This is a genomic window from Nonomuraea sp. KM90, assembly GCF_052246675.1.
In the GTDB taxonomy this organism is placed as follows: domain Bacteria; phylum Actinomycetota; class Actinomycetes; order Streptosporangiales; family Streptosporangiaceae; genus Nonomuraea.
Window position 1 is genome coordinate 18,551 of sequence record NZ_JBQQCB010000090.1, and the last position, 26,792, is coordinate 45,342.

Annotated in this window: 27 protein-coding genes; 17 read left to right on the forward strand and 10 right to left on the reverse strand. The window is 71.0% G+C overall.

Annotation, left to right across the window (positions count from 1 at the left end; all coding sequences use genetic code 11):
- Positions 1-39 precede the first annotated feature (39 nt).
- Positions 40-690 carry a TetR family transcriptional regulator gene (locus tag ACTWPW_RS46630; protein ID WP_375111498.1) on the reverse strand — a complete coding sequence of 217 codons (651 nt, stop codon included), beginning with the start codon at positions 688-690 and terminating at the stop codon, positions 40-42.
- A 187-nt stretch (positions 691-877) separates the two neighbouring features.
- Between ACTWPW_RS46630 and ACTWPW_RS46635 the strand changes: the two genes are divergently transcribed.
- The 6 genes from ACTWPW_RS46635 to ACTWPW_RS46660 are packed head-to-tail and all read left to right on the forward strand — an operon-like array spanning position 878 to position 7,202.
- Complete coding sequence (locus tag ACTWPW_RS46635; RefSeq protein WP_443172525.1) at positions 878-2,476, forward strand: AMP-binding protein; 1,599 nt, start codon at positions 878-880, stop codon at positions 2,474-2,476.
- Complete coding sequence (locus ACTWPW_RS46640; protein WP_443172526.1) at positions 2,476-3,543, forward strand: acyl-CoA dehydrogenase family protein; 1,068 nt, start codon at positions 2,476-2,478, stop codon at positions 3,541-3,543. Before ACTWPW_RS46635 ends, ACTWPW_RS46640 begins: the two co-directional genes overlap by 1 nt.
- Positions 3,543-4,697 carry an acyl-CoA dehydrogenase family protein gene (locus ACTWPW_RS46645; protein WP_375111495.1) on the forward strand — a complete coding sequence of 385 codons (1,155 nt, stop codon included), beginning with the start codon at positions 3,543-3,545 and terminating at the stop codon, positions 4,695-4,697. Before ACTWPW_RS46640 ends, ACTWPW_RS46645 begins: the two co-directional genes overlap by 1 nt.
- Positions 4,694-5,659 (forward strand): bifunctional MaoC family dehydratase N-terminal/OB-fold nucleic acid binding domain-containing protein, encoded by a 966-nt coding sequence (locus tag ACTWPW_RS46650; RefSeq protein WP_443172527.1) that lies wholly within the window; start codon positions 4,694-4,696, stop codon positions 5,657-5,659. The genes ACTWPW_RS46645 and ACTWPW_RS46650 overlap by 4 nt, the downstream gene beginning before the upstream one ends.
- Positions 5,656-6,039 (forward strand): MaoC/PaaZ C-terminal domain-containing protein, encoded by a 384-nt coding sequence (locus ACTWPW_RS46655; protein WP_375111493.1) that lies wholly within the window; start codon positions 5,656-5,658, stop codon positions 6,037-6,039. Before ACTWPW_RS46650 ends, ACTWPW_RS46655 begins: the two co-directional genes overlap by 4 nt.
- Complete coding sequence (locus tag ACTWPW_RS46660) at positions 6,039-7,202, forward strand: lipid-transfer protein (protein WP_375111492.1); 1,164 nt, start codon at positions 6,039-6,041, stop codon at positions 7,200-7,202. Before ACTWPW_RS46655 ends, ACTWPW_RS46660 begins: the two co-directional genes overlap by 1 nt.
- A 3-nt stretch (positions 7,203-7,205) precedes the next feature.
- Here ACTWPW_RS46660 and ACTWPW_RS46665 read toward each other — a convergent pair whose 3' ends face one another.
- On the reverse strand, positions 7,206-7,652 hold the full coding sequence (locus ACTWPW_RS46665) for a carboxymuconolactone decarboxylase family protein (protein WP_375111491.1): 447 nt from the start codon (positions 7,650-7,652) through the stop codon (positions 7,206-7,208).
- Positions 7,653-7,784: 132 nt separating this feature from the next.
- Entirely contained in the window at positions 7,785-9,308 is a 1,524-nt protein-coding gene (locus tag ACTWPW_RS46670) for a hypothetical protein (RefSeq protein WP_443172528.1), read from the reverse strand.
- A gap of 305 nt (positions 9,309-9,613) precedes the next feature.
- On the opposite strand from ACTWPW_RS46670, the gene ACTWPW_RS46675 reads away from it, so the two are divergent.
- The 5 genes from ACTWPW_RS46675 (at position 9,614) to ACTWPW_RS46695 (ending at position 13,568) form a co-directional block, all read left to right on the forward strand.
- Positions 9,614-10,672, forward strand: coding sequence for an ABC transporter ATP-binding protein (locus ACTWPW_RS46675; protein WP_443172529.1), 1,059 nt, complete (start codon positions 9,614-9,616; stop codon positions 10,670-10,672).
- Entirely contained in the window at positions 10,665-11,345 is a 681-nt protein-coding gene (locus tag ACTWPW_RS46680; protein WP_364117727.1) for an ABC transporter permease, read from the forward strand. Before ACTWPW_RS46675 ends, ACTWPW_RS46680 begins: the two co-directional genes overlap by 8 nt.
- Complete coding sequence (locus ACTWPW_RS46685; protein ID WP_364117729.1) at positions 11,342-12,034, forward strand: ABC transporter permease; 693 nt, start codon at positions 11,342-11,344, stop codon at positions 12,032-12,034. Before ACTWPW_RS46680 ends, ACTWPW_RS46685 begins: the two co-directional genes overlap by 4 nt.
- A 39-nt stretch (positions 12,035-12,073) precedes the next feature.
- Entirely contained in the window at positions 12,074-13,003 is a 930-nt protein-coding gene (locus tag ACTWPW_RS46690) for an ABC transporter substrate-binding protein (RefSeq protein ID WP_375111487.1), read from the forward strand.
- A 76-nt stretch (positions 13,004-13,079) separates the two neighbouring features.
- Positions 13,080-13,568, forward strand: coding sequence for a flavin reductase family protein (locus tag ACTWPW_RS46695; protein ID WP_364117732.1), 489 nt, complete (start codon positions 13,080-13,082; stop codon positions 13,566-13,568).
- 24 nt (positions 13,569-13,592) lie between these two features.
- On the opposite strand, the gene sppA is transcribed toward ACTWPW_RS46695, so the two are convergent.
- Entirely contained in the window at positions 13,593-15,290 is a 1,698-nt protein-coding gene (gene sppA, locus ACTWPW_RS46700; protein ID WP_375111485.1) for a signal peptide peptidase SppA, read from the reverse strand.
- 84 nt (positions 15,291-15,374) lie between these two features.
- Between sppA and ACTWPW_RS46705 the strand changes: the two genes are divergently transcribed.
- On the forward strand, positions 15,375-16,826 hold the full coding sequence (locus ACTWPW_RS46705; protein WP_443172530.1) for an AAA family ATPase: 1,452 nt from the start codon (positions 15,375-15,377) through the stop codon (positions 16,824-16,826).
- On the opposite strand, the gene ACTWPW_RS46710 is transcribed toward ACTWPW_RS46705, so the two are convergent.
- Complete coding sequence (locus tag ACTWPW_RS46710) at positions 16,816-17,805, reverse strand: NAD(P)-dependent alcohol dehydrogenase (RefSeq protein WP_443172531.1); 990 nt, start codon at positions 17,803-17,805, stop codon at positions 16,816-16,818. The two genes, ACTWPW_RS46705 and ACTWPW_RS46710, sit on opposite strands and share 11 nt — an antisense overlap.
- A gap of 181 nt (positions 17,806-17,986) precedes the next feature.
- Between ACTWPW_RS46710 and ACTWPW_RS46715 the strand changes: the two genes are divergently transcribed.
- The gene (locus ACTWPW_RS46715; protein ID WP_443172532.1) at positions 17,987-18,844 is read left to right on the forward strand and encodes a DUF2306 domain-containing protein; all 858 of its coding nucleotides are present in this window, start codon (positions 17,987-17,989) and stop codon (positions 18,842-18,844) included.
- Here ACTWPW_RS46715 and ACTWPW_RS46720 read toward each other — a convergent pair.
- Both ACTWPW_RS46720 and ACTWPW_RS46725 read right to left on the reverse strand, forming a co-directional pair.
- Complete coding sequence (locus tag ACTWPW_RS46720; protein WP_375111525.1) at positions 18,734-19,378, reverse strand: response regulator; 645 nt, start codon at positions 19,376-19,378, stop codon at positions 18,734-18,736. The genes ACTWPW_RS46715 and ACTWPW_RS46720 overlap by 111 nt on opposite strands.
- A gap of 119 nt (positions 19,379-19,497) precedes the next feature.
- On the reverse strand, positions 19,498-20,646 hold the full coding sequence (locus ACTWPW_RS46725) for a sensor histidine kinase (protein ID WP_443172533.1): 1,149 nt from the start codon (positions 20,644-20,646) through the stop codon (positions 19,498-19,500).
- Positions 20,647-20,988: 342 nt separating this feature from the next.
- Here ACTWPW_RS46725 and ACTWPW_RS46730 point away from each other — a divergent pair, with 342 nt between their 5' ends.
- A complete protein-coding gene (locus tag ACTWPW_RS46730) occupies positions 20,989-21,726 on the forward strand; it encodes a dienelactone hydrolase family protein (protein ID WP_375111480.1) in 738 nt (245 codons plus the stop codon).
- Positions 21,727-21,801: 75 nt separating this feature from the next.
- On the opposite strand, the gene ACTWPW_RS46735 is transcribed toward ACTWPW_RS46730, so the two are convergent.
- Positions 21,802-23,157: a S8 family peptidase gene (locus tag ACTWPW_RS46735; protein ID WP_375111479.1), complete on the reverse strand. Its 1,356-nt coding sequence runs from the start codon at positions 23,155-23,157 to the stop codon at positions 21,802-21,804.
- A gap of 388 nt (positions 23,158-23,545) precedes the next feature.
- On the opposite strand from ACTWPW_RS46735, the gene ACTWPW_RS46740 reads away from it, so the two are divergent.
- From ACTWPW_RS46740 to ACTWPW_RS46750, 3 genes are all read left to right on the forward strand, one after another.
- A complete protein-coding gene (locus tag ACTWPW_RS46740; RefSeq protein WP_375111478.1) occupies positions 23,546-23,935 on the forward strand; it encodes a hypothetical protein in 390 nt (129 codons plus the stop codon).
- Between the two features lie 58 nt (positions 23,936-23,993).
- Positions 23,994-24,365 carry a hypothetical protein gene (locus tag ACTWPW_RS46745; RefSeq protein WP_375111477.1) on the forward strand — a complete coding sequence of 124 codons (372 nt, stop codon included), beginning with the start codon at positions 23,994-23,996 and terminating at the stop codon, positions 24,363-24,365.
- Between the two features lie 97 nt (positions 24,366-24,462).
- Positions 24,463-24,657 carry a hypothetical protein gene (locus ACTWPW_RS46750; protein WP_443172534.1) on the forward strand — a complete coding sequence of 65 codons (195 nt, stop codon included), beginning with the start codon at positions 24,463-24,465 and terminating at the stop codon, positions 24,655-24,657.
- 144 nt (positions 24,658-24,801) lie between these two features.
- Here ACTWPW_RS46750 and ACTWPW_RS46755 read toward each other — a convergent pair whose 3' ends face one another.
- Entirely contained in the window at positions 24,802-26,193 is a 1,392-nt protein-coding gene (locus ACTWPW_RS46755; RefSeq protein WP_375111475.1) for a S8 family peptidase, read from the reverse strand.
- Positions 26,194-26,387: 194 nt separating this feature from the next.
- Positions 26,388-26,792: hypothetical protein (locus tag ACTWPW_RS46760; protein ID WP_443172535.1), on the reverse strand; the 405-nt coding region annotated here is incomplete at its 5' end.

Sequence of the window (26,792 nt, forward strand, 5' to 3'; positions counted from 1 at the left end):
CGAGTGGGCCGGCGGCCAAGAGGCGTAAAGATCGGGCCGTCAGATGTCGGCGAGCAGCCGCGCGGCGGCGGTCTCGATGCGCCGCTGGATCTGGTCGTACGTACGCCGCCCGCGCAACATCTCCAGCAACTCCTGGACCCACACGCTCGCCAGCGACCCCGCGAGGTCGATCTGCTCCTCGCTGGCCTGCTCCAGCGTCAGCCCGCTGGCCGAGACGCGCAGCAGCAGCCCCGTCATGCGGTCGCCGAACGGGGTCTGGACCTCGGCCATGATCAGCGACCGGATGAGCGCGTCGGCCAGCTCCGGCTCGCGCATCAGCCCCCGGGTGGCCCGCATCAGCACGTCGACCGCGCGGCTCGACGGGGTGGAGGCCCCGGGCGGCCGGCGCTCGATGCTGCTCTCCAGCAGGTCGATCTCCTCGCCGACCACGGCCACGACGAGGTCCATCTTGGAGGGAAAGTATCGATAGAGCGTGCCAAGCGCCACGCCCGCGCGCTCGGCCACCGTGCGCATCTGCATGGCCTCGACCCCGCCGCGCGAGGCCAGCGCGGCGGCGGCCTGGACGATGCGCTTGCGGCGTTGGTGCTGGCTGCGAGTTCGGACGCTGTGCCCGCCCGGGGTGGGGTGGCTCTCCATGGTCCCCTCGGTGTCGCTGGAGGGCGCCGCGGTCGACGCGTCCGTGGTACGCATAAGAACACGTTATCTGATTTCTCGATTACGCGGCTTGTTACTCGCGGGTCACAAACAAGCCGTATAGGCCCATGTCTTTGGCGTTACGGGCACATGTCGCGACTTGTTGACCGGGCCGGGTTCTGGACAGATATTAGAATCTGTTCTAGTTTGCGATTCGGCTTACCTAGCGCTTGCTGGAGGAGCGATGACCGCGGACACGCTCGGCTCCCTGTTGCTCGCCCGGGCCGAGGACGACCGGCCCGGACTGGTGTTCGAGGACAGGGTGTGGTCGTGGCGGGAGCACGTGGCCGCCTGCCGGGCCGCCGGGGCGTGGCTGTCCGCGCGCGGGACCGGCCTGCACGTCGGGGTGCTCTGCGAGAACGTTCCCGAGCTGGTCTTCCTGGTCGGCGGCGCGGCGCTGGCCGGGCACGTGGTCGTCGCGCTGAACCCCACGCGGGGGGTCGAGGAGCTGGCCCGCGACGCCCGCGCGACGGACGTGGACCTCCTCCTGGCAGGTGATGGCTTCGCGGAGGTGGCCCGGCAGGTCTCGGCGGACCTGGGGGTGCCGGCGCTGCCGCTCGCCGTCGAGCCGGCGGCCGACGCGCACGTGGAGAGTGCCGCCGATCCCGGTGACCTGGTGATGCTGATCTTCACCTCGGGCACCTCCGGCCGCCCCCGCGCCGTACGCGTCACGCAGCGCAAGCTCGCCGTTCCCGGCGTGAGCCTGGCGGCGATGCTGGCCCCGGGCGACGTCGTCTACTGCTCGATGCCGCTGTTCCACTCCGGCGCCCTGATGGCCGCCTACGCCCCGGCCGTGGCGTCGGGGGCCGCGCTGGTGTTGCGGCGGCGGTTCTCGGCCTCAGGACTGCTGCCCGACATCAGGCGATACGGCTGCACGTACCTCCACTACGTCGGCAAGGCCCTCTCCTACGTCCTGGCCACCCCGGAACGTCCCGACGACGCCGCCAACCCGCTCAAGATCGCGTTCGGGAACGAGGGGAGCGCGGTGGCCGTCAGAAGGTTCGGGGAGCGGTTCGGGTGCCTGGTCATCGACGCCTTCGGGTCCACCGAGACGGCCATCTCGCTCACGCCCGACCCCTCGGGTCCCCCCGGGTGCCTCGGCCGCCTGCCCGACGGCGTACGGATCCTCAACCCCTTCACCGGCCTGCCCTGCCCGCCGGGCGTGATCGAGGACGGCCGGCTGCTCAACGCGGAGGAGGCCGTCGGCGAGCTGGTCAACACGGCCGGGCTCGGGCTGTTCGAGGGCTACTACAACGACCCGGAGGCGGAAGCCGAGCGGATCAGGCAGGGCGCGTTCTGGTCGGGCGACCTGGCCTACGCCGACCCGGCCGGCTACGTGTTCTTCGCCGGGCGGGGGACCGAGCGGCTGCGCGTGGACGGTGAGAACCTGGCGGTCGCGCCCATCGAGGCCGCGCTGCGGGAGTTCGGCGGGGTGGTGGAGGCGGCGGTGTACCCAGTGCCGGATCCGGCGGCCGGTGACCAAGTCATGGCGGCGCTCGTGCTGGAGGGGGCCTTCGACGCGGCGGCGTTCGACGGGTTCCTGGCCGGCCGGCGCGATCTGGGCGCCAAGTCGTTACCCCGCTATATCCGCATTTGTCAGGAGTTACCCCTGACGCCCTCGCACAAGGTCATCAAGCGGCACCTCGCCCGCGAGGCGTGGCGCGCCGCCGACCCGGTCTGGTGGCGCGCCCCCGGCGGGCTCCGGCCGCTGACCGAGGCGGACGTCAAGGGCATCGAGGAGGAGTTCGTACGGCACGGCAGGCAACACCTCTTGGAGACGTAGTGGATTTCAACCTGGACGAAACCCAGCAGGATCTGAAGAAGCTCGCGGCCGAGGTCCTGGCCAGAGAAGGGGACGAGGAGCGGCTGTGGCAGACCGGGCTGATGGGCGTCTGCGTGCCGGAGGAGGCGGGCGGCGCCGGGCTCGGGCCGGTGGAGATGGCCGTGGTGCTGCGGGAGGTCGGCGCCCGGGCGGCGCCGGTGCCGGCGCTGCCGACGCTCGCGGGCACGCTCGCCCTGGCCCGGCACGGCAGCCCCGACCAGCAGCGGCGCACCACGGGACGGGTGACCCTCGCCCTCCGCGAGCCCGGCCACGACCTCGCCGACCCACCCACCACCACCGCCCGCCTGGCCGACCCGCCCACCACCACCCGCCTGGCCGACGCGCCCGCGCCCGCCGCCGGCCCGGCGGGACCGCCCGCGACGGCCGACCGCCCGGGCTCTGCCGGGGGCCGGTGGGTGCTGAACGGGCGGAAGGTGTCGGTGCCGCACCCCGGGGCGGTGGCGCTGGTCACCGCCGACGAGGGCCTGTTCCTGGTGGCGTCGCCGGCCACGACGGCCGAGTTCGCGTCCACGGGGGAGCCCGCCGCCACGATGGTGCTCGACGACACCCCGGCCGAGCACGTGGCGGGGCCCGAGGCGGTCGAGGACGCGCGGCGGATCTTCACGGCCGCCGTCGCCGCCCAGGCCAGCGGCGTCCTGGCGGGGGCGCTGGAGCTGACCACCGGCTACATCAGGCAGCGCAGGCAGTTCGGCCGGGCGCTGGCCGAGTTCCAGGCGGTGACGATGCAGATCGCCGACGTCTACATCGCCGGCCGGGCGCTGGACGTGGCCATGTGGTCGGCGGTCTGGCGGCTGGGCGAGGGACTGCCGGCCGAGCAGGACCTGGCGCTGGCGGCGTACCACGTCGGTGAGGCGGTCAAGGCCCTCTACACCTGCCAGCACCTGCACGGCGGCCTCGGGCTCGACGTGACCTACCCGCTGCACCGCTACTTCGCCCAGGCCAAGCACCTGTCCCACCTGCTCGGCGGCGCCGACGCCCAGCTCGACCTGATCGGAGCGCTCGTCTGATGCTCATCGACCTGACTCCCGAGCAGCGCAGCCTCCGCGACGAGCTGCGCGAGTACTTCCGCGGCTGCCTCACCGCCGAGGACCGCGCGAAGATCGCCCAGGACCCGTTCGGCGAGGCGTACATGGAGCACTGCCGCCGCCTCGGCCGCGACGGCAAGCTGGGCCTCGGCTGGCCCAAGGAGTACGGCGGAGGCGGCTACGGCCCCCTGGAGCAGCAGATCTTCGCCAACGAGATAGCCCGCGCCGGAGTGCCGTACCCCATCATCACCGTGCAGACCGTCGGGCCCACGCTCATGCAGTACGGCACCCAGGAGCAGAAGGACCGGTTCCTGCCGCGCATCCTCGCCGGGGAGTGCCACTTCGCGATCGGCTACAGCGAGCCCGAGGCGGGCACCGACCTGGCCTCGCTGCGGACGACGGCGGTGCTCGACGGCGACCACTACGTCGTCAACGGCCAGAAGATCTTCACCAGCGGCGCCCACTACGCCCAGTACATCTGGCTGGCCGCCCGCACCAACCCCACGGCCAAGAAGCACAAGGGCATCACCATGATGATCGCCTCCACGGACGACCCGGGCTTCTCGTGGACCCCGATCGTGACCATGGACGGCCGCCACCACACCAACTCCACCTACTACTCCGACGTACGCGTCCCGGCGGACATGGTGGTGGGCGAGGTCGACCGGGGCTGGGACCTGATCGTCAACCAGCTCAACCACGAACGCGTCACGCTCGGCCCGGCCGGCAACCTCGGCCAGACCTACGACCGCTTCCTGGCATGGGCCCGCCGCACGGGCCTGGACGGCAACCCCGACGTACGGCGGGCGCTGGCCAGGGTGTGGGCCGCCTTCCGCACCAACGAGCTGCTCAACTGGCAGGTCGCGGCCAACATGGACCTCGGCTGGCTGGGCGCCCCCGACGCGTCGGCCACCAAGATCTACGGCTCCGAGCGCATGCAGGAGATCGGCCGGATCGTCGGCGACACCCTGGCCAGGTACGGCGACCCCTCGGACCCGGAGACGGCCGAGCTGCTCGAACGCGTCGACCACGGGGTGAAGGGGGCGGTGGTGCTGACGTTCGGCGGCGGGGTGAACGAGGTGCAGCGGGAGCTGATCGCCATGCTCGGCCTGAGCCTCCCGAGGCCCCCACGATGACGGGCGCTGAGACGACGGGCGCTGAGACGACGGGCGCCGCCGCGACGACGGGCGGGCGCGCGATGACGGACGAGGAGCTGCGCGAGCTGGCGGCCAAGCAGGTGGCGCTGGGCGAGGTACGCGGCGCCCCGGCCGCCGACCCGGTGAACGCGCCCATGATCCGTCACTGGCTGGCCGCCATGGGCGACACGAACCCGGCCTACCTCGAACGGGGCGTCGCCCCGCCCGCGATGGCGCAGGTGTGGACCATGCAGGGCCCGCGTACCCAGCCCGGCAAGGAGCGCTCGCCGGTCGACGACCTGATGGCCGCGCTCAACGACAGCGGCTACACCGGCGTGGTGGCGACGAACTGCGAGCAGACCTACCACCGCTATGTCCGGATCGGCGAGCGCCTCACCCCGGCCACGAGGTTCTCCGACCTGGCGGGCCCGAAGCGGACGGCTCTCGGCGTGGGCTTCTTCGCGACGTGGAACGTCACCTGGTACGGCGAGGACGACGAGCCGGTCGCCGAGATGCTCTTCCGGGTCCTGAAATTTCGCCCACCGGAGACCGCCAAGCTCCCGCCGTACCCGCTGCAACCGGCGATCAACCAGGACACGGCCTTTTTCTGGGAGGGCGTCAAGCGGGGTGAGCTGCGCATCCAGACGTGCGCCGACTGCGGCGAGCTGCGCCACCCGCCGGGCCCGCTGTGCCCGCACTGCCGCTCGGCCAACCGGGCCCACACGGTCGCGAGCGGCACGGGAACCCTCTACAGCTACGTCGTGCACCACCACCCGCCCGTGCCGGGACGCGAGACCCCGTTCGTGGTGGGCGTGGTGGAGCTGCCCGAAGGAGTACGGGTCGTGGGCAACGTCGTGGACTGCCCCGTCGAGGAAGTGGAGATCGGCATGCCGCTGCGGGTGACGTATCGGGCCATGGACGACCGGCTCGTCCTGCCCATGTGGGCGCCGGAGGCGTCATGATCGGGACCACCCTGCCGGAGCTGTCCATCGACCTGACGCCCACCGTGGTCGTCTCCACGGCCCTGGCCACCATGGACTTCACCCCGGTGCACCACGACACGGCGCTCGCCCGCGCCCAGGGCTCGAAGGACATCTTCCTCAACATCCTGACCACCATGGGCCTGGTCGAGCGCTACGTCACCGACTGGGCGGGCCCAGGGGCCGTCATCAGGAGCATCGACGTCAAGCTGGGCGTCCCCGCGTACGCGGGCGACCGCCTCACCTTCTCCGGCACGCTCGTGGCCAGTGCGGGCGACCGGCTCACGGTCGAGGTACGCGGCCGGGTGAGCCTCGGCGACCACGCCACCGGAACCGTCACGTTCACCAATGGGGAGGGGTAGTGCGGTCACGTACGGCCATCGCGGGCATCGGCGCCACCGAGTTCAGCAAGGAGTCGGGACGCTCGGAGCTGCGCCTCGCCGCCGAAGCCGTGCTGGCGGCGCTCGACGACGCGGGCCTGTCGCCCGGCGACGTGGACGGCCTGGTCACCTACAGCCAGGACGCCAACCAGGAGATCGCGGTGGCCAGGGAGACCGGCATCGGCGACCTGACCTTCTTCTCCCGCGTCGAGTACGGCGGCGGCGCGGCCTGCGGCACCGTCGCGCACGCGGCCATGGCCGTGGCCACGGGCATGGCCACCACGGTGGTCTGCTACCGCGCGTTCAACGAGCGCTCGGGCCGCCGCTTCGGCCAGCCCAACGCGGGGCTGACCGGCCAGCCGACCTCCCAGGGGCTGGAGATGAGCTGGCACGTGCCGTTCGGGCTGATGACGCCGGCGGCCTGGGTGGCCATGTTCGCGCGGCGCTACATGCACGCGTACGACGCCACCTCGCAGGACTTCGGCCGGGTGGCGGTGGCCATGCGCAGGCACGCGGCCACGAACCCGGCGGCCTGGTTCTACCGGCGTCCCATCACGCTGGAGGAGCACCAGGCGTCCCGGTGGATCGTGGAGCCGCTGCACCTGCTCGACTGCTGCCAGGAGAGCGACGGGGCGGTGGCCCTGGTCGTGACGTCCGCCGAGCGGGCCCGCGACCTGCGCAGATCCCCCGCGGTGATCACGGCGGCGGCTCAGGGCGCGGGCGCGGGCCAGATGATGATGACCAGCTACTACCGCGATGACATGAGCGGACTGCCCGAGATGTCCGTCGTCGGCCGCCGGCTCTGGGAGACGTCCGGGCTGTCGCCCGCGGACATCCAGACGGCCATCCTGTACGACCACTTCACCCCGTTCGTCCTGGCGCAGCTCGAGGAGCTCGGCTTCTGCGGGCGCGGCGAGGCGCCGGGCTTCCTCCAGGACGGGGGGATCGAGCTGGACGGCCGCCTCCCGGTCAACCCGCACGGCGGGCAGCTCGGGGAGGCGTACATCCATGGCATGAACGGCATAGCCGAAGCCGTCCGGCAGATCAGGGGCACCGCCGCCAACCAGGTCCCGGCCGTCACGAACGTCCTCGTGACCGCCGGGACCGGCGTGCCGACGAGCGGCCTGATCCTGTCCGCCGGCTGAGGCTCAGCCCTTCCAGGCGCCGGCCACCTGGCGGGTGGCGGCGTTGAGCCGGTTCCAGATGTTGATCGTGCCGATGCCCAGGAGCAGCGCGGCCAGCTCGGTCTCGCTGAAGTGGTCGGCCGCCTCGTCCCACACCTCGTCGGGCACCGGGTCCGACCGGTCGCTGAGCCGGGTGACCGCCTCGGTCAGGGCGAGCGCGGCGCGCTCGGCGTCGGTGAAGTAGGGGGCGTCGCGCCAGCCCGCCACCGTCCAGATCCGCTCGTCGCTCTCGCCGTTCTTCTTCAGGTCGCTGCCGTGCATCTCCAGGCAGACGCTGCAGCCGTTGATCTGGCTCGCGCGCAGGTAGACCAGGTCGAGGAGCTGCTTGGACACCCCGCCGGTGGCGATGCTCCTGCCGAGCGCGTTCAGGGCCTGCACGGCGTCGGGCAGGACGAAGGCGGGGTGCTTCATACGTGGTTCCATCGTGTCCTCCGAAGGGGTCCCGGTTTCATGGGTCACTGCCATGACGGACGGGGGCGGAGGAATGTGACAGATGCCCGGCGCTCGCGGCACGCGCCGCGAGCGCCGTTCACGCGAGGCCGGTCACGGGTCCACGAAGATCGGCATGGAGAAGAACACGATCATCGCGATCGCCACGCAGAGCAGGAACCCGATCAGCTCCCACACCCAGTCGTAGTGGCGGTCCTGGCGGCGGCGCACCTTCTGCGGGCGGCCCGTCTCCGGGCGCCGCTTGGGGGCGGGCCGGGCGCGCACCGGGCGCGGGGCCAGCATCGAGGACGACGGATCGGGTCGCGCGTCCGCCTCGGAGAGCCTCTTCTCCAGCTCCGGGAGCCGGTAGACGGGCTCGGTGACGGGATCGGCCTCGGGGACCTCGGCGGCCTCGGTGACCCGGGGAGCGGCCTTGGGGGCCCCCTTGGGGGCGGCCTTCGAGCGCGGCTGGAACAGCGGGGCCGCGGGCTCGCGGACGGGCTCCTCCGTCCGGGACACCGATCCGCTCTTCCACAGCGACGGCGGCCGCCGGAACTCCTCCGGCGCGGGCTTGGGCCGGGGCGCCGCGGGACGGCGCTCGACCCGCTCCAGCGGGGGGAGGGGGCGGGCCGGGCCCTTGTGGACGAGGACGTCGCCGGTCATGTACGGGTCCGGCGCGTCCTTCGGCAGGATCACGTCGCCCGTCGCGAACGGCTCGGCCCCCGTGGCCTCCGGCGCCGCCATGAAGAACGGCCGCTCCTGGGCGCTGGCCGGCGGGTTCTTGAAGGCCCGGGTCGAGCCCAGCGGGTCGCGCAGCGGCAGGGCCGGGTCGAGCACGTCCCTCGGCAGCGACAGCCCGTCGCGGAGCTTGGGCATCGGGGCCGTGGTCGCCTCGTGCTCGGCGACCCGCGACGGCTGGGGCGGCGTCAGCAGCTCGGCCGGGAAGATCACCGTGCTGGTCGCCGGGTCGGACTCCGCCAGCGGCTGCGGCCAGATCGGCGGGCTGGGCCAGCGGGGCTTGACGAACAGCGGCCCGGGCGCCGCCGTACGGGAGCCCGCGAAGTGGATGCGCAGCGCGGCCGGCGGCAGCGGCCAGGGCAGCCGCCCGAGCACGTCCGGCAGCGGTGAGACCCGCAGCGCGCCGTACACGTCCGCCACCGGCTTGGGCACGCGGACCCCGGTCGAGGCCAGCGCCGCACCCAGCGACTGCCTGAAGCTGTGCCCCGCCCCCACCGCCAGCTCCTCGGCGGTGTCCGGCGCGACGTCCAGCACCCAGGCCAGCTCGGCCTTGCTCAGACCGCAGACCGCGCACAGCACCAGCACCTCGCGCTGGTGGGGGCGCAGCTCGCGCAGGGAGCGCTCGACGAGTGCCGTGGCCGGGTCGATGAGCGGATCGACGGCGGGGGGAGAGTAGACGATGTCCCGCCGGTGGATCTCGCGGCGGGCGAAGGCGTAGAGAGCGGCGCGGGGCGGCGCGGCGGCCGGGACGCTGGTGAGCACGGAAACCAGGACGTCGGAGGCCGAGCCGAGGTCACCGAGCTGGTCAGCGCAGTACGCGAACAGCCCGGCGGCATAGAGGTCGTAGAGCTCTGCGATCAGGTCGGCGCGTTGGCGCTGATCGGTGAGCGGCTGAGACACGGGGCCGGATCCTCTTGCAGTTTGCGGACGCTGAGGGTGAGGGGGCGCGTCAGGAAGTTGTGAGCTGATGCGTCAGGAATGGTGAGGGTAATCATGCCAACACACGATGGTCCGGCGCACTACCAGATGCGGATTTTCATGTGAATCTGCAGATCAATCGGAAACGTCAAGTGAAGCGTTTAAGGAATGCCCGGGGGGACACGGCGGTCGGGATCGCCGTAGTCTGTGGGTTCAAGAGATCATGCGGCGGTCGTGGCAGGGGGGCTGCGGCCCTGCCACCTGGAGCCCGAAGCGAGAGTTCGCGCGTGATCACATTCGAGTCTGTCACCAAACGCTATCCGGACGGAACGGTCGCCGTGGACCACCTCAGCCTTGAGGCGCCCACGGGTGAGATCACCGTGCTCGTCGGGCCTTCCGGCTGCGGGAAGACGACCTCACTGCGGATGATCAACCGCATGATCGACGCGTCGGAGGGGCAGATCCTGCTCGACGGCGTGCCGGTGCAGGGCATCGACCCGCCGACGCTGCGGCGCGGCATCGGATACGTCATCCAGCAGGCCGGCCTCTTCCCGCACCGGAAGATCGTCGACAACATCGCCACCGTGCCCTACCTGCTCGGCTGGGACCGGAAGAAGGCCCGCGCCAGGGCCATGGAGCTGCTGGAGCGCGTCGGGCTCGACCCGGCCTTCGCCGGGCGCTACCCGTTCCAGCTCTCCGGCGGGCAGCAGCAGCGCGTGGGCGTGGCCAGGGCGCTGGCCGCCGACCCGCCCGTGCTGCTCATGGACGAGCCGTTCAGCGCCGTGGACCCCATCGTGCGCACCAGCCTCCAGGACGAGCTGCTCAGGCTGCAGAGCGAGCTGAACAAGACCATCGTGTTCGTCACCCACGACATCGACGAGGCGATCAAGCTCGGCGACCGCGTGGCGGTGCTGCGGGTGGGCGGTCGGCTGGCGCAGCTCGCCGACCCGAAGACGCTGCTGTCGGAGCCGGCCGACGACTTCGTGCGCGAGTTCCTCGGGCACGACCGGGGGATCAGGCGCCTGCAGTTCATCTCCACCGGGGGGCTGCGGCTGCGTACGGACCTGACCGTCCCCGAGGGTTCCGGCGACGGCTCGGCCGAGCCGTGGCTGCTGGTCGTCACCGGCGACGGCCGGCCGGTCGGCTGGCGGACCGGGGCCGGGGGCGGCGAGCTGGAGCCGTACGGCACGTTCGTGCACGGCCGCGACACCATGCGCACGGCCCTCGACGCGGCGCTGCTGTCGCCGTCCGGCTGTGCCGTGGCCGTGGACGAGGACGGCAAGGTCGTCGGTGTGGCCACCAGAGAGGCACTCGACGAGGCGCTGGCGGAGGCGGCAGATGGGTGATGGTCCTCCTTCCATCTGGGAGTGGATCGGGCGCAACTGGGACACCGGGCGGGTCGACAGCATCAGGAACCTGCTCACCGACCACCTCACGATGTCGCTCGTGCCGATCGTGCTCGCGTTGGTCATCGCGCTCCCGCTGGGCCTGGCCTCCGTGCGCTGGCGCTGGCTCTACCAGCCCACCTCGGGCCTCATGAACGTCGTGTACGCGCTCCCGTCGCTGCCGGTCTTCATGCTGCTGATCTCGGTGACCGGGCTCTCGCAGACCACGGTGATCATCCCGCTGACCTTCTACGGCATGGCCGTGCTGATCCCGGCCGTGGTGGACGGGCTGAACTCGGTGCCCGACCACGTACGCCAGTCGGCCGTCGCCATGGGCTTCACGCCGCTGCGCCGGCTGCTGCTGGTCGAGCTGCCGATCGCCGTCCCCGTCGTGCTGGCCGGGCTGCGGGTGGTCGCGGTCTCCAGCATCAGCCTGGTCAGCGTGGGCGCGCTGATCGGGCAGGGCGGGCTCGGCGGGCTGTTCACGCGGGCGTACCAGAACCCGTTCATGCCGCCGGTGATCGTCGGCATCGTGCTGATCGTGGCGCTGGCGCTGGTCGCCGACGGGCTGCTGGTCCTGGCGCAGCGGCTGCTCACCCCCTGGGTACGCGCACGGAAGGGAGCGGCGTCGTGAGCTGGCTGACCGACTTCCTCGGCTGGCTCGGCGAGTTCTTCGGCACCGGCGAGAACTGGTCGGGCCCCGGCGGCATCCCCGCGCGCCTGCTGGAACACCTGGAGTTCTCGGCCCTGGCGCTGCTGCTGGCGGTGCTGATCGCCGTGCCGCTGGGCCTGCTGATCGGGCACACCGGCCGCGGCGAGCTGGTCGTGGTCATCTCCGCGAACCTGGCCAGGGCGCTGCCCACGCTGGGCCTGCTGGTGATGTTCGTGCTGCTGCTGGGCACGTCGTCGATCTGGCCGGTGATCATCCCGCTGGTGCTGCTGTCGGTGCCGCCGATCCTGGTCAACACGTTCGAGGGCATCAAGGGGGTCGACCCGGAGCTGCGCGACGCCGCGTACGGGATGGGCCTGCGCGGCGGCCAGGTGCTCGGGCGGGTGCTGGTGCCGGTCGCGCTGCCGCTGATCCTGCTCGGCTGCCGGTTGTCGGCCATCCAGGTCGTGGCCACCACCACGGTCGCCGCCTACACCGGGCTCGGTGGCCTCGGCCGGTATGTGATCGACGGTTTCGCGACCAAGGATTACGCGAGCGTCGTCGGCGGTTCAGTACTGATTGTGCTGTTCGCGCTCGTGGTGCAGGTCTTGTTCGCGCTCGTCCAGAGAGTGACGGTCTCTCCGGGGGTGAGCCAGCGACTGAAGGTCCGATAGTCTCCTGTATTACCTCCCGGTTAGAAGGGAAAAAGCAAGATGAGACGCAAGTACGGCATCGCGGGAGTCCTCCTTTCGGCGATGCTCACGCTGGCCGCCTGTGGTGGTGGCGGTGGCGGCACCGGGGGCAACCCGCTCGACACGACGAGCGCGGCTCCCACCGGCTCGGCTTCGGCCGCTGGAGGTAAGGCCGTCGTCGGCTCCTTCGACTTCGACGAGAGCGTGCTGCTCGCCTCGATCTACGCCCAGGCACTGGAGGCCAAGGGGGTGCAGGTGGAGGAGAAGCCGCGCATCGGCAGCCGCGAGGCCGTCTACGACCAGGTCAAGGGCGGCGGGCTGACCATCGTCCCCGAGTACAACGGCAACCTGCTCGCCTTCGTCGACCTGAAGGCCACCGCCGCGACCACCGACGAGGTGAACACGGCGCTGAAGGAGAAGCTGCCCGCCGAGCTGGAAGTCCTCGACTCCTCGCCGGCCGAGGACAAGGACAGCCTGTCCATCTCCAAGGACACGCAGACCAAGCAGTCGCTGAACTCGATCGAGGACCTGGCCAAGGTCTCCAAGACCATGACCGTCGGCGGGCCGCCCGAGTTCAAGAAGCGGTGGGAGGCGCGCTTCAAGGAGGTCTACGGCCTGGAGTTCAAGGAGTGGAAGCCCACGGGCCCGACCACGGCTGACGCGATCAAGGACGGCTCCATCCAGGTCGGCAACGTCTTCACCACCGACCCGAAGATGACGGCGAACAACCTGGTGCCGCTGCAGGACACCAAGAACATCTTCCCCGCCCAGAACGTGACCCCGCTGCTGCACAAGGCCTCCGCCAACGACACGATCAGGACCACCCTGAACGGCATCTCGGCGAAGCTGACGACGGAGTCCCTGCTGGAGATGATGCAGAAGATCTCCGTCAACAAGGACGAGCCCGCGACCGTGGCCAAGGAATGGCTGACCACCAACGGCCTGGGCTGACACAGGGCGCTCCCGCGAGGGTCTCCATCCCCTGGAGGCCCTCGCCCCGCTCTGCCCCCACCAGGGATCCTTCGCCATGAGTGAGCTCTTCACGGAGGCGATGGCCCAGCTGGCGGCGGGGGTGGCCGTCGTGACCGCGCGGGACGGGCGCGACGACCTGGGCACCACGGTGTCCGCCCTGATGTCCGTCTCGCTGGAGCCGCCGCTGGTGCTGGTGAGCCTGGCCAGCCGCGGCTATCTCAACGAGGTCCTGCTCCGGCAGGACCGCTGGGCCGCCTCCCTGCTGTCGTCGGGCCAGGCCGCCGTCGCCAGCCGCTTCGCCACCGCCGGCCGGCCGAGCGCCCGCCTGCTGGTGGCCGGCACCCCGCACCACCGGGGCGCGCACACCGAGGCCCTCGTGATCGAGGGCGGGGTGGCCGCGATCGAGGCCGAGACCACCAAGGTGGTCCCGGCCGGCGATCACACGATCTTCATCGCCGCCGTGCTGGCGGTCGCCTACGTCGACCCCTCCCGCCAGCCCCTGGTACGCCTGCGCGGCCGCTACCGCTCGACCGCCACCTCCTGAGCCTCCTGAGCCCGGGGCACTGGCCTAGCGGATGACGTACCACTCGGGCAGGATCAGCGGGCCGGCGGCGGGCAGGCCCAGCTCGGCCGACAGGCGGGCGAGCGGCCCCCAGGCGTCCAGCCGGATCCGGGCCAGCGCCGCGGACTTGTCCTCGCTCGACTCGGGGCCGCGCAGGCGTTCGAGCGGGTTGAGCCGCGGATACGTACGCACCGGGGCGTCGTCGGCCAGGCCGGCCCGCTTCCTGGCCAGGGCCAGCGCGTCCTCCAGGCCGCCCAACTCGTCCACCAGCCCGCCGGCGTGGGCGTCGGCGCCCGTCCAGACGCGGCCGCGGGCCAGCTCGTGGGCGCGGTCGCGGGTGAGGTCGCGGCTCTTGGCCACCTTGCCCACGAAGTCGTCGTAGATGCGGTCGAGCCAGGCGTTCACCCGGTCCCACTGCTCGGGGGAGAAGCCGCGGGAGGTGGAGAACATGCCGGCGTTGGCGCCCTCCGACACCATTTCCGAATTTACGCCGATCTTTTCGAGCATTTCGGAAAGGACGGGCTTGCCGCCGTACACGCCGATCGAGCCCGTCAGCGTGCCCGGCTGGGCCACGATCACGTCGGCGGCCATCGAGATGAAGTAGCCGCCGGAGGCGGCGAGGTCGCCCATGGACACGATCACCGGCTTGACCTTGCGCGTCAGCGTCACCTCGCGCCAGACCGTGTCGCTGGCCACGTACGAGCCGCCGGGGCTGTCGACCCGGAACACCACGGCCTTGACGTGGTCGTCCCGCCTGGCGGCGCGGAGCGCGGCGCTGATCGTGTCGGAGCCCATCGCCCCGCTCCCGCCGAGCGGGCTGCGCCCGCTGCGGCCGGTCCTGATCATGCCGATGCCGTGGACGAGCGCCACCCCGTCGGCCATCGGCTGCGGCAGCTTGCGCACGGCCGCGCTCCGGGCGTAGCGGGAGACGTACAGCAGGTGGGCCTCCTCGCCCGCGGCCCGCTTGACCTCGTCGTAGACCTCGTCCCGGTAGGCCAGGCCGTCGACCAGCCCGGCCTCCTCCGCCTCGGTGGCGGTGAACGGGCCGCGGTCGATCAGCTCGCGCACCTTGCCCGGATCCAGCCGGCGGCCGTCGGCGATGCCCGCGACGAGGCTCTCGGTGACCGACTCGACGATCCGGGCCATGGACTCGCGGTGCGGGTCGGTCATGTGGTCCTGGGTGAAGGTGTTGGCCGCGGTCTTGTACTCGTGCCGCTGGCCCACCTCGTAGCCGACGCCCAGCTTGCCCAGCGCGCCCTTGACGAAGCGCTGCTCCAGCGCCACGCCCGTCAGCCCGACGTCACCGCTCGGCTGCAGGTAGAGCCGCTCGAAGGCGGTGGCCAGGTAGTAGGGCACGGTGCCGCCGCCGAACTCCCCGAACGTCTCGCCGAACGCGACGGTCAGCTTGCCCGAGGCCCGGAACTGGATCACGGCCTGCCGCAACTCCTGCGCCATGGCCAGCCCCAGCGGGTTGCCGCCGATCTTCACGACCAGCGCCTTGACCCGGGGATCCTGCCTGGCCCGCTTGAGCCCGGACAGGACGTCGGCCAGCCGCGTCTTGCGCATGGACAGCACGGCGGCGAGCGGATCCGCCGGCGGCCCCTCGGTGAGGCCCTCTGTGAGATCGAGCTCCAGCACCAGCGGGGCCGTGCGCCGCTGGCGAAGCTTGTCGACGGTTTCGAAGATCGCCTTGCCTGCGTCCATAGAAGCCACCCTAAGCGACACAATTCGAAATGCGCTTAGGGGTATACAGCTAAGGTGTATAGACCTTAGCTGTATACTTCTACTGTGAAATCCGTGCTCAAGCCCGCCCATGTCTTCGACCGCGAACGCGAATGGGCCGGGCTGGTCCGGTTCGCCACCTCACCGAGCGCGGATGTGCGGCTCGGCATCGTGAGCGGCAGGCGCAGGCAGGGAAAGACGTTCCTGCTCGACGCCCTGGTGCGGGAGGTCGGCGGGTTCTTCTTCACCGCCACGGACGAGACGGAAGTCGAAGCGCTGGCCCGCTTCGGCAGGGCCCTGGCCGCACACACCGGCGGCGGGCGATACGCGTTCGCCGACTGGCACGAAGCTCTGGAGCGGCTGTTCATCGACGTCCCGGACGGGCTCATCGTGATCGACGAGTTCCCTTATCTGATCAAGGCGTCCCCTTCGCTGCCGTCACTGATCCAGTTCGCTCTCGATCCGCGCGGTTACGCGCGGGGCAAGAAGTCGCGTCTGCTGCTGTGCGGCTCGGCCTTGGGAGTGATGGGCCGCCTGCTGGCGGGCAACGCGCCCCTGCGCGGGCGGGCCAGCCTGGAACTGGTGGTCAGGCCACTGGACTACCAGGCCGCTGCCAGGTTCTGGGGGATCACGGATCCGCGGCTCGCGGTGCTGGTCCACTCCATCGTCGGAGGCACGCCGGCCTACCGGCGGGAATTCGTGGCGGGCGATGCCCCGGAGTCGATGGACGACTTCGACGACTGGGTCCTGCGTACCGTGCTCAATCCGCAGATCCCGCTGTTCCGTGAGGCCCGCTACCTGCTGGCGGAAGAGGCGGATATCCGGGACACGGCCGTCTACCACGCGGTGCTCGGAGCCATCGCCTCGGGGAACGCCACGCGCGGGGGCATCGCCAACCACATCGGGCGGAAATCTCCGGACATCGGGCATCCCCTGGCGGTCCTCGAGGATTCGCAACTGATCACGCGTGAGGCGGACGCGTTCAGGAAGGGGCAGTCGGTCTTCCGCATCTGCGAGCCGCTGATCGTCTTCTACGAGGCCGTGATGCGCCGCGAGTGGACCCGGCTCGAACGCGGCCAGCCGGAAGCGGCGTGGCGCAACTCCCGTGCCACTTTTCTGTCGCAGGTCGTCGGGCCGCACTTCGAGGCCGTCTGCAGGGAATGGGCGTTGTCCGCGGAGGCCGATGTGTTCGGCGAGCTGCCCGGCACGGTGGCGGCGGGCACGGTGGCCGATCCGCACAACCGGACGCAGATCCAGGTGGACGTCGCCGTGCTCGCGCAGGAGGAGCACGGCGAGCGGCGCCGGGTTCTGTCGCTGGGGGAGGTCAAGTGGGACAAGGTCATGACGGGCAAGCACGTGGAGCGGCTGCGGCGGGTGCGGGACCTGTTGTCGGTGAAGGGGTACGACACCAGCGAGACCGTGCTGGCCTGCTACAGCGGGGCCGGGTTCCAGGCGGAGCTTCCCGGGGATGTCCGCCTGGTCGGCGTCGAGGAGCTGTACGCGCCCGTCACATCGTGATGACGATCTTGCCCGGGGCGTGGCCCTCCTCCGAATACCTGAGCGCCGCCGGGACGTCCTCGAACGGGTACGTGCGGTCGACCACCGGGGTGACCTTGCCGTCCTCGATGAGGTCGGTCAGCTCGATCAGGTTCCGCCTGGTCTCCTTGTTGCCGACCACGTCCGCCATCGCCGCCTTCTGGGGGACGAACGCCGACATGGCGAGCGTGGCGAAGATGCGGCCGGCCGGCTGCAGCCATCGGCTGGCCGAACCGCCGACGAGGACGCAGATCCCCTTCCGCTTCAGCACGCGCCGGCACTCCGAGAACGAGCGGGTGCCCGCGTTGTAGATGATCACGTCGTAGGGCCGGCCGCCGCGGGTGAAGTCCTCCTTCGTGTAGTCGATCACCTCGTCCGCGCCGAGGGACCGGACCAGGTCCACGTTCCGGCTGCTGCACACGCCGGTGACGTGCGCGCCGTACGCCTTGGCCAGCTGCACCGCGAACGTCCCCACGCCGCCCGAGGCCCCGTTGACCAGGACCCGGTGGTCCGGCCTGATCCGGCCGTGGTCGCGCACGCCGAGCAGGGCCGTGATGGCGGCCAGCGGCACCGCCGCCGCCTGCTCGAACGACAGGTTCTCCGGCTTGGGCGCCACCTCGCTCTCCGCTACGCAGACGTACTCGGCGAGAGCGCCTCCCTTGGGCGGCATCCCGAACACCTCGTCGCCGGGCCCGAACTCCGTCACCCCCTTCCCGACCGCCTCCACGACCCCGGCCACGTCCGTGCCCAGGATGGTGATCTTCGGCTTGCGCAGGCCGAGGCCGCCGGGCATCACGCGGGCCACGTACGGCTCGCCTCGCATGAGGTGCCAGTCCCAGGGCTGGACGTTGGTGGCGCGGACCCGTACCAGCACCTCGCCCGGGGCGGGTGCGGGCCTGTCGACGTCGGTGAGCTCGAGGGCGTCGGGGGAGCCGTACGACCGTAGGACGAACGCTTTCATGGCAGTCTCTCCTCATTCCGGTGGCTGCTGCTTGAAGCTGTGCCGACGGGCATCAGTGTGGGCATGACCTGGGGGAAGGCTCAACGGCCGAAAGTACGAGCTTTCGCCTGGCTGATCGGCCCATCCGGTTCGGGCCGTTGGGGCGATGAGGCGGCGGGGGCGCGGCGGTCACCATCGGGGCATGAGCAGCGACGAGAGCATGAGCAGCGGCGAGAGCACGACCCCCCGACCTTCCGGCGCTCAGGTGTCCCGTCCCGCGCCCCGCGCGGCCCGGGCCCGACCCGAGGCCCGCGCGGCCCGGGGCTCCAGGGCGGGGTGGTTCGTGCCGACCGGGTTGATCGTGCTCAGCTTCGTCCCGGTGGTGGCCGGCGCCGTCCGCATGACCGAGCTGGTCGGCGGGGCCGAGATCACGGCGGCCAACGCCCGGTTCGTCGCCTCGCCCGTACCGGTGCTGGTGCACATCGTGGCGGTCAGCGTCTACAGCGTGCTCGGGGCGTTCCAGTTCGCGCCCCGGTTCCGGCGGCGCAGGCCCGGGTGGCATCGCCGCGCCGGACGGATCCTGGTCGGGTGCGGGCTGGCGGCGGCGCTGTCGGGATTGTGGATGACGCTGTTCTCCGCGCTCCCGCCCGGTGACGAGGGGTTGCTCGGCGCGTTCCGGCTGGTGTTCGGGACGGCCATGCTGGTCTCGATCGTGCTCGGGCTCGCCGCCATCCTCCGCCGGGACGTCCGCCGCCACCGCGCCTGGATGATGCGCGCGTACGCGATCGCCCTCGGCGCCGGTACGCAGGCGGTGACCCAGGCGATCTGGCTGGCGATCTACGGCCCGCCCGACCACCTCACCAGGTCGCTGCTCCTGGGTGCGGCCTGGGTCATCAACGTCGTCGTGGCCGAATGGATCATCCGCAGGGGGCGTCGCCCCGGGGGCCGGTCAGTGCCGGACGCGGTTGGTCTCGTACGCCCACATGGCGATCTCGACCCGGTTGCGGACGCCGAGCTTGGTCATCAGGCTGGCGACGTGGCTCTTGACCGTGCTCAGTGAGATGTGCAGCTCGTCGGCGATCTCGCTGTTGGTCCGGCCGCGCGCCACGGTGACCAGGATCTGCTCCTCCCGCTCGGTGAGCGGCTCGATCGGTTGCACCCGGGGCTGAGCGGGGCCGGTGCCCGCGAACGAGGCGAGCAGGCGGGCGGTGATGCTGGGGGCGATGAGCGCGTCACCGGCGGCGGCGGCGCGGATCGCCTGGGAGAGCAGGTCGGGGCCGGCATCCTTGAGCAGGAAGCCGCGGGCCCCCGCCCGGAGCGCCGAGTAGACGTACTCGTCCAGGTCGAACGTGGTGATGACGACGACGGCGATGGGGTCGGCCACGTCGGGCCCGGCTAGTCGGCGGGTGGCCTCGATGCCGTCGCAGCGCGGCATGCGGATGTCGAACAGGCAGACGTCCGGCCGCAGGCGCTGGGCCAGCTCGACCGCCCGCACGCCGTCTCCGGCCTCGGCGACCACCTCGATGCCGGGCTGGGCGTCGAGGATCATCCGCAGGCCGGTACGGGCGATCTCCTGGTCGTCGGCCACGATCACCCGGATGTCGGCCTCCGGCGCCGGGCCGGCCCCGCCCTCCGTCGCGCTCGTGGTCGTGTGGCCGCTGCCGTCGGTCGCGTTCGTGGTCATGTGGCCGCTTCCGCTCGTCCCGTTCGTGGTCATGTGGCGGCCCCCGTTCGGGGCAGTTCGGCGGTCACGGTCCAGCCGCGGCCGGGGTTGGGGCCCGCCTCGCAGGTGCCGCCCAGCAGGTCGGCGCGTTCGATCATGCCCAGCAGGCCGTACCCGGGGGAGACGGCCGTACGGGCGGCGGTGCTGTCACCGTCGTCGCTCACGCGCAGGCGCACGCAGGTGTCGTCGGCCGCCACGCGGACCTCGATCCTGGTGGCGTGCTTGGCGTGCCGCCTGGCGTTCGTGACCGACTCCTGCGCGATCCGGTAGATCGCGGCCCCGACGGACGCCGGAACGCCGTCGAGGTCCCCGTCGATCTCCACGTTCACGGACGGCCCGACGCGGGTCTGCCCGGCGAGCTGCCGGAGATCGTCGAGGTGCGGGTTCGGCGCCAGCTCGGCCTGCTCCGGCGGCTGGTCCCGGCGCAGGAGGCGGACCATGGCGCGCATCTCGGTGAGCGTACGCGAGGCCTCGGCCTCGATCACCCGCAGCGCGTCGACGGCGGCGTCAGGGCTGGAGGCCGCCGTCGCGATGCCCGCCTGGGCGCGGATCGCCATCGCGGAGACGTGATGGGCGACGGTGTCGTGCAGGTCGCGGGCCAGTTGCTCGCGTTCGAGCAGCTTGACCTGATCGAGCTCCCGCATCCTGGCCCTGGCCCGGTAACGGAAGGTGCCGCCCAGCGCGAACGCCGCGAAGACGACGGTGAACGCGCCGACGATGTCGGCGGAGACGATGTGCCCGGCGACCACGGCGGAGACGATCGCGGCGCTGATCAGCCCGAGCCCGAGCAGCGCCTCGCGGCCCGACCCCCAGCGGGACAGCGCGTACAGGAGGATCAGCAGGTAGGCCGACGCGGACATCTCGGCCGGATCGGCGCCGGTGAGGAGCTGGATCACGCTCGAGGTGACGACGGGGACGGCCAGGGCGAGGAGCGGCCTCGTACGGCGCCATAACAGCGTGGGCAGCATCACCGCGGCGAAGATCGCCGAGAACGGCCGCCACTGGAGGTCCGTCCGCAGGGCTCCTTCGAGCACGACGGCGACGGCGAGCAGCCCGACGAGCAGCCAGTCCCGCCACAACCGGCGGGGGGCGTGGGGCGGACGGGGCTCATCCCACACGGAGCGGAGAAGGCCGTGCACGTCCCTCATCGTACGAGAGAGGGTGCTGGTATGGATCGGTCCGAAGTGGCCCATTCGGTGTGAACGGCACCAGGGCGAGGCGGTCCATCTTCCGGCCGGCCGCGTCGCCGATGTATGCGGCCCGTCATCGATGAAGGGATCGTGCGCCGGCCGATCGGAGGCGGAAGGGGAATTGCCCGGCGTGTGGGCCGGGGAGGTCTGTGATATCTTCGGCGGCGCCGTTCGTACGGCACCACGACTGGAGGAGGTGAGACCGATCAACGCTGTGACAGGTCGGGGCTCCCTCGCGTGCATGGTCTAGGGAGCGCCCGCACAAGGCATCCCGAAAGGCTTTGCAACGCTATGCGCTTCAGCGTGACCTCTGAGACGTCGACCGACGGCGTCACCGAACAGTCCTTTTCCCTCGGCGACATCCCCGGCGTTCTGTTCACGCCGCGAGGCGCCACCGGCCCCCGCCCGCTGATCCTGATGGGGCACGGCGGCGGCCAGCACAAGAAGGCCCCTGGCGTACTGGCCGGGGCGTACCGGTTCGCCACAGACGGGGGTTTCGCCGTCGTCGCGATCGATGCCCCTAACCACGGCGACCGGCCGAAAGACGAACGGTTCGTCCAGTTCGCCGGCGACATGCGGGCCCGCATGGCCGCCGGAGAGGATCCGGCCGAGCTGGTCGCGGCCATGCACGACCTGCTCGCCGGACAGGCCGTCGACGACTGGCAGGCGGTGGTGACCGCCGTCCAAGGGCTCGACCACGTGGGGGTGGGGCCGGTCGGGTACTGGGGTGTGTCGATGGGCTGTGGGCTCGGCGTGCAGTTGATCGCCGCCGAACCTCGGGTCCGCGCCGCGGTGCTGGGCCTGCTCGGCGTCCACGGGCTGGGCGGGGCCGCCGCTCGGGTCACCGTGCCGGTGCAGTTCCTGGTCCAATGGGATGACACGCGGGTGCCTCGGGATCAGGCCTTGGCGCTGTTCGAGGCTCTGGGTTCGGGCGACAAGACGCTGCACGCCAACCCGGGTGATCACGGGGGGATCCCGGCGTATGAAACGGATCATGCGCTGCAGTTCTTCGCTCGGCACCTCGAGTAGCGATTCGGGATGGGCTCCTGTCGGCCCACCCCGAAATCAGGTAACGGGTAGGTGGACTGAGGGCTACCTACCTACCTACCGGCCGCGAAGGGCCGACCAGACGTCGATGCGTGGGGTCGTGACGTTCGTGCCCGCGCTCACATAGGTGATCGGCTTCCCCGTACGCTGCAGCGACGCCAGCAGCTGGTCCACCGTCGCGCGCGGTCGCTTCTGGTGCAGCAGTGCCAGCGCGCCCGCGACGTGCGGGGTGGCCATCGACGTGCCGTTCAGGGCCGCGTACGTGTTGCCCGCGATCGCCGCCGTGATGGCCACGCCCGGCGCGTACACGTCCAGCAGCGTCCCCCGGTTCGAGAAGCTCGCCACCGCGTCCTGCTTGTCCGTGGCGCCCACCGCGATCGTGTTGGAGACGCACGCCGGCCACGACACCGCGGCGTCGAAGCCGTTGTTGCCCGAGGCCACCACCGTCGCGGTGCCCTTGGCCTGGAGCTTGTCGACCTCGGCCTTGAAGTCGGCCCCGTCGCCGGTGTCGCAGGCCGTGTCGTACTGGCCCCCGCCCAGGCTGAGGTTCACCGAGGCGATGTTGTACTGGTCGGCCAGCAGGTCGGCGTAGGCCATGCCGGTAAGGACCGAGGAGTCGTACGCCAGGATGCAGACCGGGCGGCCCGAGCAGTACGGCGAGTTGTCGAAGCGGCTGAACACCTGCACCGGCACGATCCGGGCCTTCGGGGCGACGCCGTTGGCCGCGAACTCCGCGGTGCGCTGGCCCGCCGCGATCCCGGCCACGTGCGTCCCGTGGTAGCACAGGCCGTACTGCGGCTGGGGGGCGCCCGTCATGCACGCCTCCGTCTCGGCGTTGGCCGCGCCGTCGCCGATCTGGAACTGGCTGCCGTTCGGGCACAGCGGCGTGGAGCCGTCGACCGGGTCGGCGGCCGAGAAGCAGGCCTGGGCCACGATGCGGTTGCCGAAGGCGGGGTGGTCGTTGTCGATGCCGGAGTCCAGGATCGCCACCGCCGTGCCCTTGCCGGTGTAGCCGGACCGGTGGGCCCGGTCGGCGCCGATCAGCGGGATGCTCTCCACGAGCGCCGGCTCGTTCAGCTTGTCCTTGCGGATCGAGACCACGTCGGACTGCTCGGCGATCTGCTCCAGCTCCGCGCGGGTGCCGCGGTAGACGAAGAAGTCCAGCTTGCCCGCCACCTCGGAGGGCGGCTCCGCGTTGACGTTCTTCCGGTCCTGATCGACCTGCTCCGCGCCGGCCTGGACGGACTTCACCTGGGCCGGCTGCCGTACGCGGACGATGGCGCGGTGTTCGCCGCTCTCGGTGATCGTGGGGTCGATCTTGGACTCGGGGTCGGCGAGGGCGGGTGTGGCCACCAGCGCTGCCGAGGTGGCGGCTAACGCGATGGCGCCGGCCAGCAGAGACGAGAGTCTCAACTGTTCCTCCGGGGGTCGGGGGGCTTTGTCGACAGAAGTGTAGTAATCGGACAACTGATGTCAGAGGGGGTGGTGGGTTCCGTTATCGGTTCTTGTTCGGTGTGGCCGGAGTGTGCGGCGATCGGCTGCTCGGGACCGCCCACGCCGGGCTGGGCGGCGGGGAAGGCCACGACGGGTACGGGGGAGTCTCCACACATGCTTGAACTTCTGTGTCACAAGACAGGGTGACCTTACTCTCACGCTACGTCACTTAAAGTGATCATACGGATACGTTCAGTGATGGCTCAAGGGTGGGCGCACACGGGACGGGGAACCTGACCGGCCGAAATCCCCGTCCGGCGGCCGTCAGGCACGTTCACCATCCGTCCGATCACCGGAGGAACGCCGCATGCCCCGTCTCACTCGCCAATGCCTGCTCGCCGGTGCGGCGCTCGCCCTGGCCGCCGTCGCCCTGCCGAGCACCGTCGCCCACGCCGACACCTTCGCTCCCTACGCGCGAGCCGCCGGGTACGTCTACGCCGGCGGTGCCCTCGCGCACGGCAAGAACATCGTCTCGGTCAGCAAGCCCCAGGCCGGGTACTACTGCGTCAAGGTCAGCGACAAGATCGATCTGACCACCGCGGTCGTCAGCGTCACCCCCATCGATCCCGGCAAGATGGCGGGCGCCTACCTCGGGCTCAGCGGCTACTGCAGCAGCGCGGCCCAGACCGTGCGCGTCGTCATCAGCAATCCGTCCGGCGCCAAGATCGACGGCGCGTTCTACCTCTTCATCCCCTGACAGGCACCACATCGGCCAGTAACGCCCCACCGCGAGCAAGAGGATGAAAGGGAAGACAGTGATCAACACCAGGATCTGTATTCGCATCGCAGCAGCACTCGCAGCAGCCAGCCTGTTCGCACCCGCCGCCGCCCTCGCCGACTCCTACTACGCCCAAGCCTGGGCCCGGGTGGACGTGGACGGCAGCCTGCTGGCCGGCCAGAACGTCGTCTCGTCGGAAATGATCAGCACCGGCACCTACTGCGTCCGCTTCACCCCCGAGATCGACCCCGCCACCTCAGCCATCGTGGCGACCCTGCGCCACGACGACCGGACCATCAGCGCCCACGGGCCGGGCGACGCCTGCGGGGACGACCCCAGCGGTGTCACCGTCCGCATCTACCAGCAGGAGAGGCCCGCCATCGGCAGCTTCGACCTCGCCATCCTCTAGCGAAGGCCCAAGCCGGGGGCGGATCCTCGCGACTCCGCCCCCGGCCGCCCTTCTGTTGCCCTTCTGTTGCCCTTCTAGGAACAGTCAGGAGCACCGCATGATGCCTCGTCACAGGACCGCCGCCGCTCTCGCCGGCGCCGTCGCCGCCTTCGGGCTGCTGGGCACCGCCCTGCCCGCCCAGGCCGCCACCGGCCAGGTCGTCGTCTTCTCCATCGAGGTGCAGGAGCTGACCACCTGGGACAACCCCACGGGCTCGCACATCCCGCCCGTGTCAGGCAGCTTCAGCGCCTAGCGCGACGACGCCCACCCTGACGATCGGCCGTCGGGGTGGGCGGCGTGTTTCCGTCGCGTTCCGGCTGCACCCGTTGTTCTGACCGGCATCGCACGCGGGCATGGGAAAGGGGGCCGGTGGTCCCGGCCCCCCTTCAGGGTCCCGTCAGGCTCGGGGGTTCGTGGTGGTGCGGGCGGCGGTGGTGGCACGTTCCAGGTCGATGCGCGGTGTGATCATCGGCGTTCCGGAGGCGTCGAACTGGACGGGCGTGCCGGTGTCCCGCAGCCGCTGCAGGCTCTGCGCGACCGTGAACTCCGGGTACGCCTGCCGCATCAGCGCGAACGCCCCCGCCACGTGCGGCGCGGACATCGAGGTGCCGCTCTTGTCCCCGTAGGCGTCGTCCGGGATCGAGGCGCTGATGCCCACGCCCGGCGCGAACAGGTCGAGCAGCGACCCCCGGTTCGTGAACGCGGCGAGCGCGTCGGAGTCGTCCGTGGCCCCCACCGTGATGGCCGTGGAGATGCAGGCGGGTACGGAGACGGCGTTCGGGTAGGCGCTGTTGCCGGCCGCGACCACCGGGGCCACCCCCAGGCCCACCAGCGTGTCGAACTCCGGCTTCACCGCCGCCGCGGTCGGGTCGGCGTCGCACGCCTCCTCCCATGGCCGGCCGCCGCCGAGGCTCATGTTGACCGCGGCGACGTTGTGCGTCCTGACCACCCGCGCCACGTACTCCAGCGCCAGCTTCTGGTCCGAGGTGTAGCTGAGGAAGCAGGGCGCGGTGGTGCCACCGAGCGCGCAGGTCAGCGGGTTGTCCACGCGGCTGAAGACCTGGATCGGCAGCAGCCGGGCCTCGGGGGCGACGCCGCTGGCGGGCGCCCCCGCGACCATCCTGCCGGCCGCGATGCCCGCCACGTGCGAGCCGTGCGAGCAGGCGTTGGTGCCGTTGACGACGCACTGCGTGGTCTCGGCGTCGGCCGCGCCGGGGCCCGTCTGGCTGGGCTGGCTGTTCGGGCAGAGCGAGACGGTGCCGTCGCTGGCGTCGGAGGAGGAGAAGCAGGCCTCGTCCGCGATCCGGCCCGCGAAGAACGGATGGTCGCGGTCGATTCCCGTGTCGAGCACGGCGACGGTGGTGCCCGTACCGTTCCAGCCGGCCTGGTTCGCCCGGTCCGAGCGGATCAGGGCGGTGCTGGCGTCGAGAAAGGGCATGCTCAGCTCGTCCTTGTAGACGGCCTGGACGCGGGCGTCCTTCTTGAGCTTGTCCAGCGTGCGGCCGTCGACCTCGGCGACGAAGAAGTGCTCCGACTGGGCCGCCTCCAGGACGCGGCTGCCCTCGGAGGCCTGCTCCAGGTCGCTGGCCACGGCCTGAACGCTCTGGCCTGGCTTGAGCTGGATGATGGACCGGACCCGGCTCTTCGCTTGGATCTCCGAGACGAGTGCGGGGCTGATGACCGGGTCGCCGGTGTCAGCGGTGTCGGCTTGGAGTGCCGGGGCCGCGTAGAGCGCGGCGGTTGTCAAGGCCAGCGTCGTGGCGCCGACCAGCAGAGACCGTAGCCTCACTTGTTTCCTCCCGGAGGCTGGAGCCGTGAAGCGCTTCCGGCTCCCGGCTGCTTACAGCCGCATACATCCCCACCTGCGACAACTGTGATGTCAGTGACGTATGTAGTTCAGAGAAACGTTGGAGGCTTTTTTGCTTTAAAGCGGCGGAAGAGAAAAGGCCGGTCAGAAGTGACCGGCCTTTTTCGTATATCTCGCTATTTGCCGGTTTTGAGGACGTTGTTCGTGGCCTTCTTCAGCGCGGCCGTGGACGGCTTGCTGCTCATCCGCACCTTCTCGGCGGCGGTCAGGATCTTGGTGCCGTTCGTGCCGTGCGCCCAGTTCAGCCAGGACGTCAGCAGCGCGCTGTCGAGCCTGGCCTTGCCGGTCTTGGCGTTCTTCAGCACGCGGTACGCCTTGCCCAGCGACGACGCCTTCGTCAGCTCGGGGAACACCTTGCTCGACTTGCTGATCAGCTTCAGGTAGCAGGTGAGCGTGGCGTCCGGGATGGTCCCGCTGCTGCGGTGGATCTCCACGGCCCACTTCTTGGCCGACAGCTTCGTGGCGGCGGTGCCGCGCTTGCAGACCGTGGCCGTCGTCGCCGCCGGGGTCGGCGTGACGGT

What these genes read in the sequence shown, in the direction of transcription:
- sppA (WP_375111485.1), bottom strand. Translation starts at nt 15,290, where the DNA reads ATGGACGCAGGCAAGGCGATCTTCGAAACCGTCGACAAGCTTCGCCAG.
- ACTWPW_RS46690 (WP_375111487.1), top strand. Translation starts at nt 12,074, where the DNA reads ATGAGACGCAAGTACGGCATCGCGGGAGTCCTCCTTTCGGCGATGCTC.
- ACTWPW_RS46665 (WP_375111491.1), bottom strand. Translation starts at nt 7,652, where the DNA reads ATGAAGCACCCCGCCTTCGTCCTGCCCGACGCCGTGCAGGCCCTGAAC.
- ACTWPW_RS46695 (WP_364117732.1), top strand. Translation starts at nt 13,080, where the DNA reads ATGAGTGAGCTCTTCACGGAGGCGATGGCCCAGCTGGCGGCGGGGGTG.
- ACTWPW_RS46715 (WP_443172532.1), top strand. Translation starts at nt 17,987, where the DNA reads ATGAGCAGCGACGAGAGCATGAGCAGCGGCGAGAGCACGACCCCCCGA.
- ACTWPW_RS46650 (WP_443172527.1), top strand. Translation starts at nt 4,694, where the DNA reads ATGACGGGCGCTGAGACGACGGGCGCTGAGACGACGGGCGCCGCCGCG.
- ACTWPW_RS46680 (WP_364117727.1), top strand. Translation starts at nt 10,665, where the DNA reads ATGGGTGATGGTCCTCCTTCCATCTGGGAGTGGATCGGGCGCAACTGG.
- ACTWPW_RS46740 (WP_375111478.1), top strand. Translation starts at nt 23,546, where the DNA reads ATGCCCCGTCTCACTCGCCAATGCCTGCTCGCCGGTGCGGCGCTCGCC.
- ACTWPW_RS46645 (WP_375111495.1), top strand. Translation starts at nt 3,543, where the DNA reads ATGCTCATCGACCTGACTCCCGAGCAGCGCAGCCTCCGCGACGAGCTG.
- ACTWPW_RS46750 (WP_443172534.1), top strand. Translation starts at nt 24,463, where the DNA reads ATGATGCCTCGTCACAGGACCGCCGCCGCTCTCGCCGGCGCCGTCGCC.
- ACTWPW_RS46710 (WP_443172531.1), bottom strand. Translation starts at nt 17,805, where the DNA reads ATGAAAGCGTTCGTCCTACGGTCGTACGGCTCCCCCGACGCCCTCGAG.
- ACTWPW_RS46630 (WP_375111498.1), bottom strand. Translation starts at nt 690, where the DNA reads ATGCGTACCACGGACGCGTCGACCGCGGCGCCCTCCAGCGACACCGAG.
- ACTWPW_RS46655 (WP_375111493.1), top strand. Translation starts at nt 5,656, where the DNA reads ATGATCGGGACCACCCTGCCGGAGCTGTCCATCGACCTGACGCCCACC.
- ACTWPW_RS46730 (WP_375111480.1), top strand. Translation starts at nt 20,989, where the DNA reads ATGCGCTTCAGCGTGACCTCTGAGACGTCGACCGACGGCGTCACCGAA.
- ACTWPW_RS46635 (WP_443172525.1), top strand. Translation starts at nt 878, where the DNA reads ATGACCGCGGACACGCTCGGCTCCCTGTTGCTCGCCCGGGCCGAGGAC.